The following is a 17256-nucleotide window of genomic DNA, read 5'->3' as shown; positions in this document are numbered from 1 at the left end:
GGGGACCAATCCCGGCGATTGTCAACGTAGTTGTCACGTCACCTCACGCAACCTGCTTTAGTTCTGCTGGCTCAATCCGTTCCGGATTGAGCCAGACTTCGTCTGCCAAACTCCAGTTCCGTGTCGGCCCGGACCAACGCTTGGGCGTTCTGGCCTTAGCCTCAGCATAGACTGCTTCACGGTGCGCCAGCACCGCCGCGGCTACGCCACCGTGGCGCTGCGCCGGTGTCACGAATTTCAGCCCACTATGCTTGTGCTCGTGGTTGTACCAACGCACAAATCGCTGCGTCCATGCACGCGCCTCGTCCACGCTGCCGAATGCTTGGCGCGGGTAGTCCGGCCGATACTTGCAGGTCCGGAACAGCGACTCGGCGTAGGGGTTGTCATTGCTCACGCGCGGCCGGCTGAACGAAGCGACCACCCCCAGGTTTTCCAGGGTGGCGAGCATCGTCGCGCCCTTCATTGGACTGCCGTTATCCGAGTGCAGAACCAGAGGACGTCCAGCCAGACCTTCGGCCAAACTGGCTCGCCGCATGAGCAACGCCGCCAACTCCGCCGACTCCGCCCGATGCACTTCATGACCGACGATCTTGCGGCTGAACACGTCCAGCATCATGTACCAGTAGTAATACTGGCCCTTGATTGCTGCCGGCATCCAGGTAATGTCCCAGCTCCACACCTGATTGGGTCCGGTGGCGCAATGGCTGGTCACCACCCGCGCCGAGGGCTTGCGCGCACGACCGCGGTGATGCTGCTGCGACGCGCTACGCAAGACACGATAGAAGCTCGACTCCGAGGCCACGTACTGGCCGCGGTCCGCCAGCGTCGGTACGATCTGGCTGGGCGGCAAACTGGCAAACTCCACGCTGTTGGCCACCGCAAGAATCTGCTGGCGTTCCGCCTTGCTTAGCTTGTTGGCTGGCGCTGGCCGCACAGTGGTGGTGCGAGCATCTGCGACCACCTCGTCGCCTTCTCGAACCCAGCGCTGGAAGGTGCGCAAGCTCAGACCCAACTCGTCGCAAGCCTGTGCCAGTCGGCAGCCAGAGCGTTCTGCCTCACGAATCAACGATATACACAATCGGCGATCTGGGACGTTGATCAGTCGTCCTCTTTTTCTCCCCAAATCGCCTGGGCTTTTTTTCTCAGGATGAGCAATGCGGCCGCCTCCGCCAGCGCCTTCTCCTTTCGCTGTAATTCCTTCTCAAGCTGCTGGATGCGCTTCTTGTCACCCTTGGACTGAAGTCGTTGTTCTCGCGCCTGTTCACCGGCGTTGGCATTGGCCGAGCGACAGGCCTCCCGCCAGGCAGCGATCTGCTCCGCGTAAAGACCCTTGCGGCGGCAATACTCCGCCAATTCCGCTTCATTGAGCGGCGCGGTTTCCAGTACCACCGCAAACTTGTCCTCCGAGGACCACGCCTCGGGGTTCTTTCCATCTCCCGGCACCGGGACTCCTTGCGCTTTCATCTGTCGACGCCAAGCATACAACGTCTGCTCCGCAACTCCCGTCTCCCTTGCCAACGCCGACACCAACGCGTTCTCGGGGGGCATCATGCGACGCAACAGCGCTTCCTTTCTCTCTGCTGAATAGGCTCTCATTCACTCTGACTCTACCGCCCCCAGACTGGGTCAATCGAAATCAGGTGACACGACAACAATTCTGACGCCGGGGGATCCCCAGCGGACGTAAGATCCTCACAATCGCCCGTTCTCGATCCGTGACAATTCTCACCGCCATGTTCAAGTCCGCTGGCTTCCGCGCCCGAGGCGATCTATTGAGCGGAGCAACCGGCTTGGCGGAATCAGTAGACGGGCGCGGTATCCACACTTTCGCTGGAGCGGGCTCCTCCGCGACCGCGAGCTTCCTCCATCCTATAAGCCATCCGAACACGCGCCGGGCCGACGGGCACGGCATCGTGCGCACGGATGCCTGGAAAAGAGGCTTCTTGCCCTGCGGAAAAAGGAGGCGAATCACGCAATTCCGAACGGCGGCGCGACTGCCCGTGTATCCTCGCTGCTTGACTTCCCGCCAGATCAGTTCAGGAAAGCGACAGCCCTGTGCGATTCGTTCCTCGATATCGCTGAGATAAGGATCTAAAGGCGTCGGACCCCGCGCCCTGGGTGCGCGCTCGGGGAATGCCCCCGCAGTGATGAAGTTGCGCACGGTTCGATGGTCGATTGAGAGCTCTTGCCCGATTCCTTTCATCGTGCCGCCCTGGGCGTGTAGCGCCATCACCCGCTCGTACAGCTCCAGCCACGAGGCGCGTCGCTGATCGGTCAGACGCTGCCATGACCACAGTGAGTTGCGGCTCAGCTCCCGCTGCCGGCCCAGGGTCACGCCACGGACCTCGACTTGCTGCGCGGCTTGGCGCAGTTGCGGTCCGAGTGGCACAGCAGTCTCTCGACGTTGTCGCACAAGTTGCACAGTAGATGCCAGCGATCCGAGACCTGCGTGGCTGCCGGCAGCGCAATGTCGACGGCCTCGGAGTAGGCCCCGGCCCGGTCCCTGGCGACGATCTCGATCGATGGGTGCGCACGCATCCACGCGGCCACCGCAGTTGCTTCCCTGCCGGCGAACACTGCGATCGGCTCACGTCGCTCCAGGTCGACGATGATCGTTCCATACTGGTGACCTCGCGCGATCGCCCAGTCATCGATGCCGACGACCCGCGGTCGTGGTCTGCGCTTGCGCTCAGGAGCTCTGCGCAACTCCCGCAGCACGGTGTCGGCACTGGTACGCAAGCCCAGGACGTTAGCTAGCCGGGCAGCCGCCTCACCACCGAGGGCATGGCCCAGCGCGTGCAACGCCCGAGCCTGCGATTGCGTACGACGTTGATGCCGACCGGCTAAGGCGTGGATGTTCTTGGCAAACGTACGACGCGGGCAGCCGGCATTTGCACACTTGAAGCGACGCACCTCAATGGCGAGAACGACCCGCTGGTCGAGCATCGGACGTTCTTCCAGCCTGCGCACATAGCTGCCGTGGCGTCGGTTACTCCAACGATGGCAGGCAGGACACGGTGCCGCGCGAACCGTACTGCAGGCTTCGACAGTAACGGTCTCCCCTCGCGCGTTACTGGAGACGACGCGCTTACCTACACGGGCGAGAATACGATCGATCCCACCGAGAACTTGGCTCATGGTAACGATCAACGTAGGCCAGATCGGCCAGAAATCAAGCCCCCAACGCGGCCGTCACACAAAGTGCGGGAGACCCAGAATTACTTTGTTCTACGACATTGCAAGCAAGGTCGGCAGGCGCGACGGCATGATGCCATCGGACAGCGCGATGCCAGTTGTCCGCGAAGCCATTAGCTGCCGCCTTCACGCTGTCGCGGGCTTGCTACAAGGCGGCGAACCCGCGCGCCGGCTGACCCGGCGAATCTCGTTTCGCAGCGAGGCGAGTCGTGTAAGCGCGGTGTCAGTCCGCTCGACATCATCATTCCCAATCACGTTCCACCTCTGGCGCTTGCCGATGCAACAGGGCGCGTGGCCTACGGCGCTCTTCAGGCGCTCTTTGAGGCAGCCGACGCCGAGCGGCCTGCCAGTTCGAGCGCCGTCTTCACGCTTTCCAGCGCGCCACCGCCATCACAAGGAATGAGCGAGCCAGAGATGTATCCCGCGTAGGGCGAGCCCAGGAAAAGCGCGAGGTTCGCAATGTCGTCCACAGCGCCGAACCGATGCATGGGCACATGCGCCTGTGCGGCTGCACGGTCCTGCTCTGTCGGTGCCATCAATCGGCGGAAGCCCTCTGTGTCCTCGATCGGCCCCGGCGAAATCGAGTTGATGCGGATGCCGTCACCGCCCCACTCCAGCGCGAGCACGCGCGTCAGTTGATCAACCCCCGCCTTGGCTGCGCTGGCGTGCGCCTGATAGCGCATGGGCACGAAGGACTGCGGCGCTGTGATGTTAATCACCGATGCACCGGGCTTGCGCAGGTGGTCATAGGCTTGTCGCAGCACGTGGAAGGTACCGACCAGGTCGATATCGACGACTACCCGAAAGCCATTCGACGACATGTCCTTCGCTTCGCACAGAAAGTTGCCAGCGGCACCGGAAACCAGCACATCGACTGGGCCGAAGCGTTCGACGGATTCGGCGAATGCCTGCCCCACCGCATCGAAGTCACGCACGTCGGCGCAGACGCCATGCACCGGGCCACCGAACTTGGCGAGCACTTCGCTGGCGGCCTCAACGTTCTCGCGCTTGCGGCTGGCTACCGTCACGCTGGCACCCTGCCGTGCGAAAGCCTGGGCAATGCCAAAGTTGATGCCCGTGGTGCCGCCAAACACGAAGGCGTGACGGCCCTTGAAATCGAGATTGATCTGCATGATCGCTCCTTGCTGAAATTCATCCGCCGCGACCGGTACCGGCTAGCGCGGCATGTGTAGTCATGAAAACCGCGGTACTCGCTTGGAAAGAAAGGCGGCGATCCCTTCGCGAGCCTCGGCGCTGGCCGCAGACTCGACCATCAGGCGATGCTCCAGGTCGAGTTGTGCTTCCAGCGACCGCTCGTGCGCCCCGTCCACCAGTTGCTTGATGCGCCCGAGCGCGCCTGTGGCGCCGCGCGCCAGTGCCTCGGCAAGCGCGGTCGTTCGCGCGGCGAGCTCGGCATCCGGCACCACCTCACTCACAATGCCCATGGCCAGGCATTGCTGGGCCGAGAGCGAGTCGTTGGTGAAGAAAATCTGCTTGGCCCGCATTGGCCCGACGCGACGGGTGAGGAACCATGAAGAGCATGCATCCGGTGTGAGTCCGATGGCTGAGTAGCCGCCGCGCAGCTTCATCGATTCAGCAGCAAGCGCGATGTCCGCGCACAGCGCCAAGCCGATGCCGCCGCCGACCACCGGCCCATTCACGGCGCTGATGACAGGCACCGGCAGCGTGGCCAGCTTGTGTAAAGCGGCGTGCAGCGGACCAAGCAACTCGTCGAGAACGGCTGGAAAATCAGCACCGCCTTTGGCAAAGAAATCGATGCTGCCGCCCGCGCAGAACATCCGCCCTGTGGCCCGCAACACAACAACGCGCGCGGATGGCTCGGCGGCCACCGCATCAATGCACTGGATCAACGCGCGTGTCGAATCGGGGTCAATGGCATTGGCGTGCTCAGGGCGGTTCAACACGATGGTTGCAACGTCACCGTGCTTCTCGAGCAGGGCAGGTTGGGGCATGGCAGTACTTCCCGGTAGTTAGAGTTCCAGTGGCAGGCTGCGACACGGTTTCCCGGTGATCCGGAACAGAGCATTGGCAACCGAGGGGGCGACCGGCGGCACCGCGACTTCGCCAATGCCGGTCGGAGGGTCAGCGCTTTCGACGATATGGGTCTCAACCGGCGGCATGTCGCTCATGCGCAGGAGCGGATAGTCGTTGAAGTTCGCTTTCCTCACCCGGCCGTGCTCAAAAGTGATCTTTCCGTACAGCGCCGCGCTGAGTCCGAAAGCGATGCCGCTGTCCACCTGCTGCCGCACGATCTGCGGATTGACTACCGTGCCGCAATCAACGGCGCACACAATCCGGTTCAGCTTCAAACGGCCGTTATTGAGCGACACATCCGTGATCAGCGCGGCAATCGAGCCGAACGACGCATGCAATGCCACGCCCAACGCACGCTTGCCATCCGTCGGCGGGATCCGGCCTGGCGCGCCAAGGCCGGCCGCGCGAGTCACCGTATCCAGCACGCACAGATTGCGCGGATGCCGGTACAACAGTGAGCGGCGCAGATCGATCGGGTCGCGCCCTGCTGCAACTGCAACCTCATCAAGAAAGCACTCGAGGAAGAAGGCGTTATACGAGTGACCAACGCTGCGCCAAAAGCCGACCGGCACAGGCAGGTCGACGTTGACGTGCGCGATATGCTGATGCGGGATGGCATAGGGCATGTCGAACAAGCCCTCGGTCGTATAGCGGTCAATCCCCACGCCAGGCGTGCCGAGGATGCGCCGAAGTTCCTGGTCAAGAATCGACTGCCCGACACTGCGGGAAGCGATCGCGTCCACATCGCGGCCCGTCACGCGAGCGCGCAGCCGCGCAGCCGCGGCGGGTCGGTAGAAATCGTGCCGGATATCGTCCTCGCGCGACCAGATCACCTGGACTGGACGCTCGCCGGTGTGCTTTGCGATGCGGACTGCCTGCGCCACGAAATCGGATTCCAGCCGCCGCCCGAAACCGCCACCGAGCAACGGTACATCGATATCGACTTGATCGCCATCGACGCCCGCTGCGCGCGCCGCTGCCATACGGGCAAGCGTTGCGGTTTGCGTCGGCGCCCACAGGTGAACGCGGCCTCCTCGCACCTGGGCCGTGCAGTTCACCGGCTCCATCGGTGCATGGGCGAGATATGGAACCCGGTACTCGACATCGAGCACGATGCCAGTGCCAGGCGACGGCAGCGCCGCGAGGCCGTCACCCTGCTTGCGATAGGTGAAGCCGTCACGCTCGCCGCGCAGTTCCGCCGAAAGCTTGTGATCGATGTCGGCGCTGCTCAAAGTCGAATACGGCCCATCGATCCACGTCACCTGGAGACGCTCCAGCGCCTCTCGTGCCTGCCAATAGTGCTCCGCGATCACGGCGACGCCGGCACAGCCGCCGCACTCGCCATCAAAAGGCACCACGCCAAGCACACCAGGCATGGCACGTGCCGGCGCATCGTTGATTGTGCCGACGCTGCCTCCAAGCACGGGACACAGCGCCACTGCCGCGTAGCACAAGCCGGCTGGACGCACGTCCAATGCAAAAGTGGCCGAGCCGTCTGCCTTAGCTTGCGCGTCGATCCGCGGAGCCGGACGGCCAATCAGCCGATAGGACGATGCCGGCTTTAGGCGCACTTCTGAAGGTGCTCCGATTGCGGCGGCATTGGCTGCCACGGCGCCAATCGGCACGCGTTCCTGGGCCGGTCCGATCACCATGCCCTCGTGGATCGAAACGCTTGCCGCCTGAGCCCGCCATTGCCTTGCCGCCGCCTCGATCAGCGCAGCGCGCGCGCTGGCTGCCGCCTCACGCAAGGGCAGCCATGCATCAGCAACACTGCTGCTGCCGCCAGTAACAATCAGCCCCAGCTCGCGCCCGGTCTTGGACAGCAGCCAGTGCACCGCACGTGCCCACGGCTTCTGCCAATCGTCCGGGTGGATCGGCAAGGAGCTGTCGGCGATCCCGGCAATGTTGCCGTAGATCCGCTCAGAGGTCACCGCTTGCACGCGCACATTGGCAAGCGGCACATCCAGTTCTTCGGCCACCAGCATTGCGAACGCGGTATGGATGCCCTGCCCCATCTCGACACGCGGCACCGCAATCACCACGGCCCCGTCCGGCGCGATCTTGATCCATCCGTTCAGCGCAATCTCACCGTCGACACCTGGGAACATCGACGCATGGCCGATGCGGCTACGCGGCGGCAGCACACCCCACCCAACGATCAATGCCCCCGTGACGCCAAGGGCCCCGAGCAGAAAGCGGCGGCGCTTATGGCTCGTCGTCTTGCCACGCTTCGCCCCGCTGCGCGCGTCTTCTGTGCTCATACCGGCAGTTCCTTCGCGCACTTGGCAGAGCATGCGCCAACGCGGCGGATCGCCTCTCGCACACGGCCGTACGTACCGCAACGGCACAGATTCGTGATCGCGGCATCAATGTCGGCATCATTGGGGGTTGGGTTGATTGCGAGCAAGGCCGCAGCAGCCATCAGCATGCCCGATTGGCAATACCCGCACTGCGACACCTGTAGTTCGATCCAGGCGTCTTGCAACGGGTGCGGATTGCCGGAAGCCAACCCCTCAATGGTTTGTACCTGCCTTCCGGTAGCCGCAATGGCAGGCAGTACACAGGAGCGCACTGCCGCACCATCGAGATGCACGGTGCACGCACCACACTGGCCTGCACCGCAGCCGAACTTGGTGCCCGTCAGGTTCAGGTGGTCGCGCAATACCCACAGCAAAGGCGTGCTGGCCTCACAGTCGATTGTGTGCGCGGTGCCGTTGACGTCGAGTCTGAGCATGCTGTGTCCTGTGGTCGCGTAGGCTGCTCCGCTGATTTGACATCGATACTCGCAACCGGCCCAGGTCATGTCGTTGTGACTGCCTGGGCCAACGCAAGCACGCGCGATCAGATGCGATGCGAATACTGAACCGTGCAGAAGTTGATAGAGGTATCGATGTTGGTTCCAGTCGAGTTCCCGGTGCCTTGAACCTTGTTGGGCAGGCTGTAGCCAATCGCAAAGCTGATGTCCTGCACTTTGTCGAGGTGGTAAGTGAAGCCCGCCGAGATCTCTCGGTTCTGTGTGACCGGACCCAGAACGTTGTTCAGCGTGTTCTGGGAGTTCGACCAGTTGCTCGCCACCTGGAAGCCGGTCCGCACGGTCCATTGCGAGTTCAGGTCGTACGCCACCCCAAAGCGCCCGGCATGGACGTTGCGGTAGCCGAATGTATTCGGATCACCGAACGCGCGCGCGTTCGCCCAATTGACACGCAGGTAATCGGCCGCCAGCGTGAGCTGGGGAATCGGTTTCCATTTGATGCCGACACCATATTCTTCCGGCAAGTCGATATGGCCATTGCTACCAGCCAAAACGTCTTGGTTGTACCCGGAGAATCGGCTCAACAAGACCTTGGACGAGTAGCTTGCGCCAACGGAAACCGTCGTCGGCAAGACATCCCACAGAACACCAACCTTGACGCCGACACCGAACGCCGAGCGCAGACCGTGGTTGGGTAGCGCAACGATGCCCGTGGAAAGATCCGGTGCGATCGGCTGTCCATTAGGTGCCACCAGGCCCTTCGTGTAAAGACCCGCCAACACCATGTCGAGCGACGCGCCGACTGCCAGCGTGTCGGTCAGCTTGCGCGTCACTGTCGGCGTAAAGTGCTCGGCCATGAACAGGGCCTTGGCATGGCTCAGGCCGTTGATCGGCAGTATCGGTTGGTCGTACAGCGCACCTGCGCCCTGCCCGTAGATCGAAATGCCGACGGTGGTGCGATCGTCAATCTGACGGTTGTACCCGCCTGCCAGATTGGGAAAGAACTTGAGACCGGACAGCTTGTTCTGCGACGACAGGAAGGTGTTCTTCTCATCCGAGATGATGAGCATCATGCCGATGTCATAGCGGTTTCCCACCTTCGACATACCCGCCGGGTTATCGGCAGCGGCAACCGTGTCCGCAGGATTCGCGATCGATGCGCCCGCCATCCCTGCGTTCTCCGGCGAGAACGAGTTGGCTTGGGCGCCCACCGCCGCCTGTGCCGGGCGAACGGCAACGAGTGCACAAGCCGCCAGGATCGCCGATGCCACAGCACTATTTGGTGTTTTCACGATGTCTCCTCCGCGTGTTCTTCCACGCTTTTCGGTTTGCTATTGATGCGGCACAGCCCGGTGCCAGGTCAACACCACGCTTACAACCCATGGCTTGTCAGGCCCTTCAAGGCAGTATTCAGGTGTATCTAGGCCGCCTCCAACTTGCCGCCGAGTGCGCGCGCGAGTGCCGTGGCGTTCTTGGCCGTCATGCCGTAGATGGAGACTGCGGATTGGCCCCGCTGCTGGTGGGGAACACCGATCCGTCCAGGACCGAGAGGTTGGCGAGTTCGTGATGCCGCCCATCGCTACGCACCACGGATTGCTTTGGGTCCTCGCCCATGGCGCAGCCGCCCATCAGATGGGCCGTGAACAGCGCAGCGCGAAATTTCTGCATGGGCAACGCTTCAATGCTGGCCTTTGCCTGTTCCCAGGACGCGTACCATTTGCCGTCCAGGTGTGCCGGCAGCACGCGGGTCGCACCGGCGGCAAACTGTGCCTCGGTGGTGCGCAGCAAGCCTTGGCGCACGCCGTGCCACAGGAGTCGGTCAGCGTGTAGTCCAGCAGCGGGGCGCCATCGTTAGCGACTCGACCCTCACCGCCTTGGCCCTCCGCATGGACTCCATCGCGCAGGATGACCCCCATGCACTGCATGTTCGGCAGCTGCGCGATGTCTTGCGCCAGCACCGAACCGTGCAGCCGAACCGCGGCCGAGAAGAGCGCCGGAAAGATCGGCGCCACTTCGATCTTGAAGCCAGGACTATCGGCCGGCGCTCTCCATACGCCGGTCGTCAGCCAGCGTGTCGGCCCAAAGCTGAGCAGATCAAACAGCTTGCGCAGTTCCCTCTGCGCTGGCGCGCCGGCACGCACCAGCAGCCCATCGAGCAGGTGCAAAACGGCAGTTCCGGTTTGCGCGTCCAGCGGCAAGCCGGCCAGCATCACTGGCATGACGACCGACAGCAACTCAAGGTCGGTATCGCACAGAAAGCGATAGCCATGAGCTGGCGTGTGCTCGCTTCGCCCACAGCCGCTGAGTGCCATACCTGCGCCGGCCGTACCGAGCAGCACGGAGCCTGCAACGCCCGCCTTCAGAAAGGAGCGGCGGGTGAAATTGAAATCAACTTCATCGATAGCCATGGCTCTCTACTCAAGCGAAATGTCGTTTTGGAATGAGATTCCCTGCGATAGGCACGACAGCTCCTGCGCGGCTTCCATCGGGAAAAAGAATGAGCGTGAAATGCGGCTTTTAGCTCATGTGCGCCGCTGCAAAATGGCGACCGACACCGCAGTGCCCAATCCGCCGTTGTGCTGCAATGCCAGCCGGGCGCCCTCGACCTGCCGCTGGCCTGCGGTGCCGCGCAGTTGCATCGTCAGCTCCGTGATCTGGGCCAGCCCCGTCGCACCGAGAGGGTGCCCTTTGGAAAGCAAACCGCCCGACGGACACACCACCACTTGGCCGCCGTAGGTGTTGCGGCCTTCAATAACAAACCGCTCAAGGTCTTCTTCGTCGCAAAAACCCACGCATGCATAGGTGAGCAGCTCGTTGCTGACAAAGCAGTCGTGCACTTCTGCCACGTCGATGTCCAGGGGTTCCACACCGGCCATGGCGTAGGCGCGGTCGGCCGTGCGCCGTGCGGCACCGCGGCTCAGCGCATCCGGCACGTTGGGCGGGTCGAGATCAGACGCAATATCACTGCCGATCTCATGCGCTAGGATCACCACGTCCAAGCGCAATCCATGCCGACGCGCGAACTTGTCACTGCATACGATCACGGCAGCAGCGCCGCAGCTCGGCGGGCAAGCGTAGAGCTTGCGCAGACGTCCCCAGACGGTGGGTGCCGAGAGGACTTCCTCAACCGTCAGCGGATCGCGGAAGATCGCATAGGGGTTGTGCTTGGCGTGTGCGCGGGCCTTGACGGCAATGCGTGCGAACACCTCGTCCGGAATCTGCAACTCACGCGCTGTCCATTCGAGTTGCGAGCCGAACATCATCAGTGCGGGCGGCAGCGCGCGTTCCGCTTGCCCAAAGCCCATTGCCGCTGCAACGCTCTCGCGGTGGCGCTCTAACGGGTCGGCATAGGCCGGGAAAACCCTGTCCAGCGCGCCCGGCTGCATCTCCTCGAAACCAACTGCGAGCGCACATTCGGCCGCGCCCGCCAGCACAGCCTGCCGCGCCAGGTACAGCGCCGAAGATCCGGAAGCACAGTTGTTGTTGACATTGGTAATCGGGATGCCGGTCATGCCAACGCGGTAGAGTGCGCGCTCGCCCGAGCAAGAGTCGCCATAGACGAAGCTCGCAAAAGCCTGCTCCACCAGGCCATATTCGATCCCGGCGTCGGCCAGCGCCGCGCGCACAGCCTGCTCCGCCATCAGGTCATACGATTCGCTCTGCCCGGGGCGCTTGAACGGCACCATCCCGACGCCGGCGATCACGACATTGCTGCTCATGGTTTCCTTATCTCCGGAATCAGATGCTGCGGTTCTGGGCAGCCCAATAGGGTGTGCGCAGATCTTTCTTCAGGACCTTCCCATTGGGGCTGCGCGGCAGGGATTCGACAAAGTCGATCGACTTTGGCGCCTTCACGCTGCCGAGCCTTTCCTTGCACAACGCGATCAGCTCGTCGCCGCTCACCTGCATCCCGGGGTTCAGTTCGACCACGGCCTTGACAGCCTCGCCCCAGGTCGCATCCGGCACGCCGATCACCGCGCAGTCCTGCACCGCAGGGTGGCCCCAGATCACCTGCTCGACTTCGCTGGGATAGACGTTGAAGCCGCCCGTGATCACCATGTCTTTCTTGCGATCGGTGATGCGCAGGTAGCCGTTGCCGTCGATATGACCGACATCCCCGGTGTGCAGCCAGCCGTCGATGATGGCTTCCGCCGTCTTCTCGGGCGCGCTGTAGTATCCCTTCATCACCAGATCGCCACGCACGCAGATCTCGCCGGTCTCACCCGTTGCGAGCGGCTCATTGCGCTCGTTCATGATCGCTACGTGCACCAGCGGGCTCGGCCGTCCGCACGAGAGCAGCCGCGCATCGTCGGCAATTTCGCCATCGATGAAATTCTCTTCGGGTCGCTTGATGGCGATTGAGCCAGGCGCTTCGGTTTGTCCATAGGCTTCCATCATCACGGGCCCGAATACCGCAATGGCGCGGCGCAGCTTCTCTGCCGACATGGGCGCCGCACCGCAGATGAAGTATTTCAGCGATGTGTAGTCGCGCTGTTCGATGCCAGGCGTGTCGAGCAGCCGGTAGATCACCGTGGGCGGCAGGAAGAACTCAGTGACGCGATGCTTCTCGATGACATCAACCAGAGCTGCGGGATCCGGCTTGGTCAGCACCACCACCGTGCCGCCGCGCGCGGTGCACGGCAGCGAAAGCACGCCCGCTGTATGCGTCATCGGCGCCGCAGCGAGGTTCACGATCTTCTCGTCTGCGCGGTAGCTGCAGGCGATCATGAACTGCGCACAGAAGGCCTGGAAGCTTCGATGGGTGTTCATCACCCCTTTGGGCAACCCCGTCGTGCCGCCGGTCGGCATTACGGCAATCGTGTCGTGCGGCTCGTATGTGATGTGCGGCTTGGTCGCCGGTTGGCCAGCAACCCAATCGGGCAGCCCGTGCGCACCCGGCACGGGCTCTTCGATGCAGACATAGAGCTTGACCTTAGCCAGCTTTGGCCGCATTGCCTCGACCGTGGGCGCGAACGCCTTCTGGAAGAACAGCACCTCGCAATCGAAGCCGTCCAGCAGTTGCTGGTTATCTTCCAGAGAGCCACGCGGGTTGACCGGCATCCATGCCATGCCTGCACGCCACAGGCCCAGCGTACAGGTCCATGCCGTGGGATGGTTCCCCGCCAGTACCGCGCCAATCTTGCCGCGTCCCATGCCTGCGGCCAGCAATGCGTTTGCGATGCGGCATGAAAGCTGACCCACCTGGTCGAAGGTGAAGACTTCGTCGTCCATGACGTACGCTGCTGCAGTCGGGTCGATCTGCCAGCCCCGGTCGAAAAAGTCGATGATCGCCATATGTTCTCTCCTGAGGCCCGATTACGTCTGTCGACGTATCAGGTCCTGTTATGCATTTCATTCTGTACTCGCCTCCCCACCACCGCACCACCCGAAAAGAGTGGACCCGGGGGGCGCCGGCAGACGTCACGGTGACGGGAATCCAGGCAAAGCGCGTCCGCAAGCCGAGCCGATCACGCAACACCCCTGTCGTGACCCACGCGAAAAGCCACCAGCCACCTATTTGCTAGCCGATTTCAGGCTCGGTGCGGCAACCACAACAATGGAGCCCGTCGGCGCGAACTTGGTCGACCCGATCAGCCGACGATGAGCTCATGCGCACGTAGATCGCGGGTGTGCTGCGCGTTGCGGAAGCTCCCACTGGTGTAGGCGGCTGCCTTCGTTGGGAATGAATGGCGGGCAATCTGCCATGTGGGCCGTGGCATCCGGATCGCTGGGCACGGATTTGTGCCCTGACCCTGGATGCCGGGCCGATGCGCGCTGGCGCGCCGGATCGCGTTCAGGCGCTATCGCCGACCGGTTTGAAATAGCGGATGTCCAAGATATTTCCCACGCGCTCTTCGGCCAACACTGCGCGCACGCGCATTCCGGGCTTCACGGCCGCGGGATCGATCTCGCCGAGGTAGTGCGCCAGCGCGGTGTCGGCCCCATCGAGGCGGATCAGCCCCAGGACATAGGGGCGGGCCACCGGTTGCAGCATCCCGGGCTCGCGCACAATGGTGTAGGACACCAGTGTTCCGGTGTCGCTGACGTCGACCCAGTCGTGCAGTTCGGCAAAGCACTCGGGGCAGGAAAGCCGCGGCGGCACGTAGGTGCGCGCACAGGCGGCGCAATGGGTCGCGGTGATCTTGCCGTGGTCGCGCAGTGCGGCGAAGAAGCGGCCGTTGGTCTCGCCGACGTCGTAGTTGATGTCGGCATACAGCACCGGCTGGCGCAGGATGGCCGGGTCCGCGTCTTCCAGGTAAGCGGGATACATGATCCTAGTCTCCTTGTGTTGTGGCCGGGTCCTGCACCGGCTCCCAGTAGAGGATGTCAGTCATCAACCCCTTGCGCTCGGCCTCGGGCCGGAACACGGCACGGACACGCATGCCGTTGTGCACCTTGCCCAGGTCGGTTTCGCCGATGTAGTGCCACAGGAAGCCGGCGGTGCGGCCGGGCGAATCGACCATCAGCACGCCGACGGGGTAGGCGCTCGACTGCACCGACAGGTCGTTGGTATCGATGAACGGCATGTTGAATGACATGAAGCCGGCCACGGTGGCCTCGAGCCCCATTTCCACCCATTGTGGGTCGTCGAAGTTCTCGCCATGGCACACGCTGCATACGGCCTGCGGCGGCAGCATGGTGAAGCCGCAATGGCGGCAGACCATGCCCATGAGGCGGCCGTGGTCGCGCATTTCGCGCGAGAACCTGCCGTTGAACAGGCCCAGCGGGTATTCCATGAAGCAGGGCGTGCGCAGGCGCGTCGGCGGCACGGGAAGGGTTTCGGGTTGCTCGGTGCTCATTGCCACTCCTCCTTACTTGTCCTTGGACAGCAGCATCAGCGGCGTCCAGCCGGTGCCGCCGAAGCCGGTCGCCAGGCCCAGCCTGACATCGCGCGGCACCTGGTGCTCACCGGCATCGCCGCGGATCTGCAGGGCCAGCTCGCCGTAACGCAGCAGGGTCGAGGGAACGCCGGGGTTGGTGCAGGTGACCCCACCGGAAGGGTTGATGGGCAGTTCGCCGTCGATATCGGTGGCGCCGGTGCCCATCAGCTTCCAGGCCTGGTTCGGTTCGCACAGGCCCATGGTTTCCATCCACACCAGTTCGGCCCAGGTGCAGGGCTCGTACATCTCGATCACGTCGAGCTCCTTGGCGGGATGGGTGATGCCATTGCGCTTGTAGAGCACCTCGCACGCCTTGGCCAGGCTCGGCAGCACGCAACGTTCCCTGGGCGCGATGAAGTCCTGCAGGGCAGCCCAGTGCTGGGCCGAGTGGATGGTGACCATGTCCTTCACCCACACCGGCTTTTTGGTGAGCATGTGCGCCACGTCCTCGCTGGCAAAGATCATCGCCGCCGAGCCTTCGGTGATCGGGCACATGTGGAGTTGGCGCATCGGTGCCGTCAGCATGGGTGACTTGAGCACGTCCTCCACGGTCAGGTGCTCGCGCAGATGCGCATAGGGGTTCTTCAAGGCGTTGTTGGCGGCCTTGACCCGGGCGATGGCAACGGCTTCTTCGGTGCAGCCGGAAAGCTTCACATAGGAGCTTGCCATCAGGGAGAAGGTACCCACGGCGCCCACGCTGCACCATTTCTCGGTGAGCGCGTGCAGGCCTGAGTTGATCGCCGCCTGCAGGAACGGCCCGCGCGGCAGCGTGCCCGGGGGCGGGCCCACGAACTTCGCCGTTGCCGAAACCAGCGCAACGTCACAGGCGCCGGCTGCGATGTGATGCACCGCCGACAGCGCCGCCGACCCGCCTACGGTGCCGCCGGTCTCGATCTTGACCACGGGCTTGCGGCAGTGCCCCACCCAGTCGGCCAGCTCCATCTCCGACTCCGCCGTGCCCGACACGTAGTCGATGTCGGCAAGCACGATCTCTTCGACCTGCTTCATCGTGATCTGCGCATCTTCCAGCGCCCGGCGCACCGCCTGGTTGGCCAGCTCCGCCTTGGTCAGCGGACTGCGCGCCATCATTTCCGTCTGGCCGAAGCCGACGATTGCCACTCTGCGATTCATACTGTTTCTCCGTTGCGGCGCCGCCTGGCGTCACCAGGCCAGCATCAAGGCGTGGTGCCCAGGACCATGACCTGCTGCAGTTGCCCGCACGGCCCCGAAGCCAGATGGGCAAGCCCGGTGCGGGCGCCGTCCACCTGGCGCGCGCCCGCCTCGCCGCGTAGCTGCAGCACAATCTCGGCAATGCGGCCCATGCCGATGGTGGTATGGGAGCAACCAGACAGCGCGCCGCCGGACAGGTTGACCGGCTGATGCCCGCCGCGGCTGCTCGTGCCCGACTCCAGCCAACGGCCGCCCTGCCCGGCTTCGCACAGGCCCAACCCCTCATAGGCCATCAGCTCCTGGTAGGAGAATTCATCTGTCACCTCGAGCAGATCGATCTCCTTGCGCGGATCGCTGATGCCGGCCATGCGATAGGCCTTGTTCGCCGCGATCTTCAGCACCTCCGAGTCCGCAAGGTCGCGGTCCCCCAGGTTGTAGCCGTCGCAGCAGTTGGCCTGGCCCTTGATCCACACCGGCTTGCTGGTCAGCTGCCGCGCCCTTTCCTCGCTGGCCAGCAGCATGACGATGGCGCTGTCGCCGAACGCACGCGTCTGCAGCGCCGTGATCGGATCTGACAGTGCCTTCGAGCCGAGCACGTCGGCGACGCTATAGTCCCCCGCGCGCAGCGCCCATGCGTTGTCCTTGGCATGGCGCAGGTTCTTCACCGACACCGCCGCGCATTGCCCGGGTGTGATGCCGTACTTCTCCATGTAGCGGTTGGCCTGCAGCCCGGCGGCCTGCACGTTGTCGAGGCCAAGCGGTCGGCAGAAGAACGGGTCGAAGACCTTGTTCTCGATCGCATTGGCCGCGCTGTTGCTGGTGGAGTCGTGGCACACGGCTACCACCAGCACCGTCTCAAACTCGCCGGAGGCAATCTGCCAGGCCGCTTCGAGCACGCCGACGGCGCCGTCCTGATCGATCTTTTCATCGGGACGCAGGTTGGCACCGGCAACGTCGACCACCAGCGATGCCGAGAACGGCCGCGCGATGCGCGAGTGCTCGTGACAGATCAGGCTGGCATCAATCCCGCCCTTCTCGTAGGCCGGCAGGAAGCGCAGCCCGGTCTCCTGCAGCACGGGACGGATGGCTTGGTAGGCCAGTTCCTCGGGCGAGTACGCGCGCTTCTCGCTGTAGTTGACTTGCGCCATGGAGACGATGGCGACACGGTTTGACATGCTCATCTTGGTGTCCTCGGGCGGTTGA

Annotated in this window: 14 protein-coding genes and 2 pseudogenes; 1 reads left to right on the top strand and 15 read right to left on the bottom strand. The window is 63.5% G+C overall.

The genetic code is table 11. The annotated features are described in order from the left end of the window. Positions 1–43 precede the first annotated feature (43 nt). The 9 genes and pseudogenes from CNE_RS32585 to CNE_RS38765 all read right to left on the bottom strand — a co-directional run bounded on the left by CNE_RS32585 (position 44) and on the right by CNE_RS38765 (position 9790). Positions 44–1596, bottom strand: a protein-coding gene (locus CNE_RS32585) for an IS3 family transposase (RefSeq protein WP_238553202.1) whose coding sequence is annotated in 2 segments (ribosomal slippage) — positions 44–1134 and positions 1134–1596 — 1554 coding nt in all. Because the reading frame shifts where the segments join, the coding sequence is not laid out codon by codon here. 247 nt (positions 1597–1843) lie between these two features. Beyond that, a pseudogene (locus CNE_RS43345) lies at positions 1844–3138 on the bottom strand (ISL3 family transposase); the annotation flags it as partial. Between the two features lie 96 nt (positions 3139–3234). Then, positions 3235–3340, bottom strand: a pseudogene (locus CNE_RS42415) (LysR family transcriptional regulator); the annotation flags it as partial. A gap of 163 nt (positions 3341–3503) precedes the next feature. Continuing rightward, positions 3504–4328 (bottom strand): SDR family oxidoreductase, encoded by an 825-nt coding sequence (locus CNE_RS32570; protein ID WP_013959002.1) that lies wholly within the window; start codon positions 4326–4328, stop codon positions 3504–3506. Positions 4329–4388: 60 nt separating this feature from the next. Beyond that, positions 4389–5168: an enoyl-CoA hydratase/isomerase family protein gene (locus CNE_RS32565; RefSeq protein WP_013959001.1), complete on the bottom strand. Its 780-nt coding sequence runs from the start codon at positions 5166–5168 to the stop codon at positions 4389–4391. Positions 5169–5186: 18 nt separating this feature from the next. Beyond that, complete coding sequence (locus CNE_RS32560) at positions 5187–7511, bottom strand: xanthine dehydrogenase family protein molybdopterin-binding subunit (RefSeq protein ID WP_013959000.1); 2325 nt, start codon at positions 7509–7511, stop codon at positions 5187–5189. Continuing rightward, complete coding sequence (locus CNE_RS32555) at positions 7508–7984, bottom strand: (2Fe-2S)-binding protein (RefSeq protein ID WP_013958999.1); 477 nt, start codon at positions 7982–7984, stop codon at positions 7508–7510. Before CNE_RS32555 ends, CNE_RS32560 begins: the two co-directional genes overlap by 4 nt. Before the next feature lie 107 nt (positions 7985–8091). Beyond that, the gene (locus CNE_RS32550; protein WP_013958998.1) at positions 8092–9294 is read right to left on the bottom strand and encodes an OmpP1/FadL family transporter; all 1203 of its coding nucleotides are present in this window, start codon (positions 9292–9294) and stop codon (positions 8092–8094) included. A 187-nt stretch (positions 9295–9481) separates the two neighbouring features. Beyond that, entirely contained in the window at positions 9482–9790 is a 309-nt protein-coding gene (locus CNE_RS38765; RefSeq protein ID WP_148271750.1) for a GMC family oxidoreductase, read from the bottom strand. A 98-nt stretch (positions 9791–9888) separates the two neighbouring features. On the opposite strand from CNE_RS38765, the gene CNE_RS38760 reads away from it, so the two are divergent. After that, positions 9889–10446, top strand: a complete 558-nt coding sequence (locus CNE_RS38760; protein ID WP_049800709.1) for a hypothetical protein — start codon at positions 9889–9891, stop codon at positions 10444–10446. Between the two features lie 78 nt (positions 10447–10524). On the opposite strand, the gene CNE_RS32540 is transcribed toward CNE_RS38760, so the two are convergent. The 6 genes from CNE_RS32540 to CNE_RS32515 all read right to left on the bottom strand — a co-directional run bounded on the left by CNE_RS32540 (position 10525) and on the right by CNE_RS32515 (position 17234). Beyond that, positions 10525–11721, bottom strand: coding sequence for a lipid-transfer protein (locus CNE_RS32540; RefSeq protein WP_013958995.1), 1197 nt, complete (start codon positions 11719–11721; stop codon positions 10525–10527). 19 nt (positions 11722–11740) lie between these two features. Further along, on the bottom strand, positions 11741–13297 hold the full coding sequence (locus CNE_RS32535) for a class I adenylate-forming enzyme family protein (RefSeq protein WP_013958994.1): 1557 nt from the start codon (positions 13295–13297) through the stop codon (positions 11741–11743). A 499-nt stretch (positions 13298–13796) separates the two neighbouring features. Next, on the bottom strand, positions 13797–14273 hold the full coding sequence (locus CNE_RS32530) for a Zn-ribbon domain-containing OB-fold protein (RefSeq protein WP_013958993.1): 477 nt from the start codon (positions 14271–14273) through the stop codon (positions 13797–13799). 4 nt (positions 14274–14277) lie between these two features. Beyond that, positions 14278–14802 carry a Zn-ribbon domain-containing OB-fold protein gene (locus tag CNE_RS32525; RefSeq protein ID WP_013958992.1) on the bottom strand — a complete coding sequence of 175 codons (525 nt, stop codon included), beginning with the start codon at positions 14800–14802 and terminating at the stop codon, positions 14278–14280. Positions 14803–14814: 12 nt separating this feature from the next. Beyond that, the gene (locus CNE_RS32520) at positions 14815–16014 is read right to left on the bottom strand and encodes a thiolase C-terminal domain-containing protein (protein ID WP_013958991.1); all 1200 of its coding nucleotides are present in this window, start codon (positions 16012–16014) and stop codon (positions 14815–14817) included. A gap of 44 nt (positions 16015–16058) precedes the next feature. Further along, entirely contained in the window at positions 16059–17234 is a 1176-nt protein-coding gene (locus CNE_RS32515; protein ID WP_013958990.1) for a thiolase family protein, read from the bottom strand. Positions 17235–17256 lie beyond the last annotated feature (22 nt).

This window comes from Cupriavidus necator N-1, assembly GCF_000219215.1.
In the GTDB taxonomy this organism is placed as follows: Bacteria; Pseudomonadota; Gammaproteobacteria; order Burkholderiales; family Burkholderiaceae; genus Cupriavidus; species Cupriavidus necator.
The sequence above is the reverse complement of the archived record's forward strand: the minus strand, read 5'-3'. Positions and strand labels throughout refer to the sequence as shown.

Bases quoted from the DNA above. Each gene is read 5' to 3' on its own strand.
- CNE_RS32560 (WP_013959000.1), bottom strand. From the start codon at position 7,511: ATGAGCACAGAAGACGCGCGCAGCGGGGCGAAGCGTGGCAAGACGACG.
- CNE_RS32555 (WP_013958999.1), bottom strand. From the start codon at position 7,984: ATGCTCAGACTCGACGTCAACGGCACCGCGCACACAATCGACTGTGAG.
- CNE_RS32515 (WP_013958990.1), bottom strand. From the start codon at position 17,234: ATGAGCATGTCAAACCGTGTCGCCATCGTCTCCATGGCGCAAGTCAAC.
- CNE_RS32530 (WP_013958993.1), bottom strand. From the start codon at position 14,273: ATGTATCCCGCTTACCTGGAAGACGCGGACCCGGCCATCCTGCGCCAG.
- CNE_RS32520 (WP_013958991.1), bottom strand. From the start codon at position 16,014: ATGAATCGCAGAGTGGCAATCGTCGGCTTCGGCCAGACGGAAATGATG.
- CNE_RS38760 (WP_049800709.1), top strand. From the start codon at position 9,889: ATGGACTCCATCGCGCAGGATGACCCCCATGCACTGCATGTTCGGCAG.
- CNE_RS32540 (WP_013958995.1), bottom strand. From the start codon at position 11,721: ATGAGCAGCAATGTCGTGATCGCCGGCGTCGGGATGGTGCCGTTCAAG.
- CNE_RS32565 (WP_013959001.1), bottom strand. From the start codon at position 5,168: ATGCCCCAACCTGCCCTGCTCGAGAAGCACGGTGACGTTGCAACCATC.
- CNE_RS32570 (WP_013959002.1), bottom strand. From the start codon at position 4,328: ATGCAGATCAATCTCGATTTCAAGGGCCGTCACGCCTTCGTGTTTGGC.
- CNE_RS32525 (WP_013958992.1), bottom strand. From the start codon at position 14,802: ATGAGCACCGAGCAACCCGAAACCCTTCCCGTGCCGCCGACGCGCCTG.
- CNE_RS32535 (WP_013958994.1), bottom strand. From the start codon at position 13,297: ATGGCGATCATCGACTTTTTCGACCGGGGCTGGCAGATCGACCCGACT.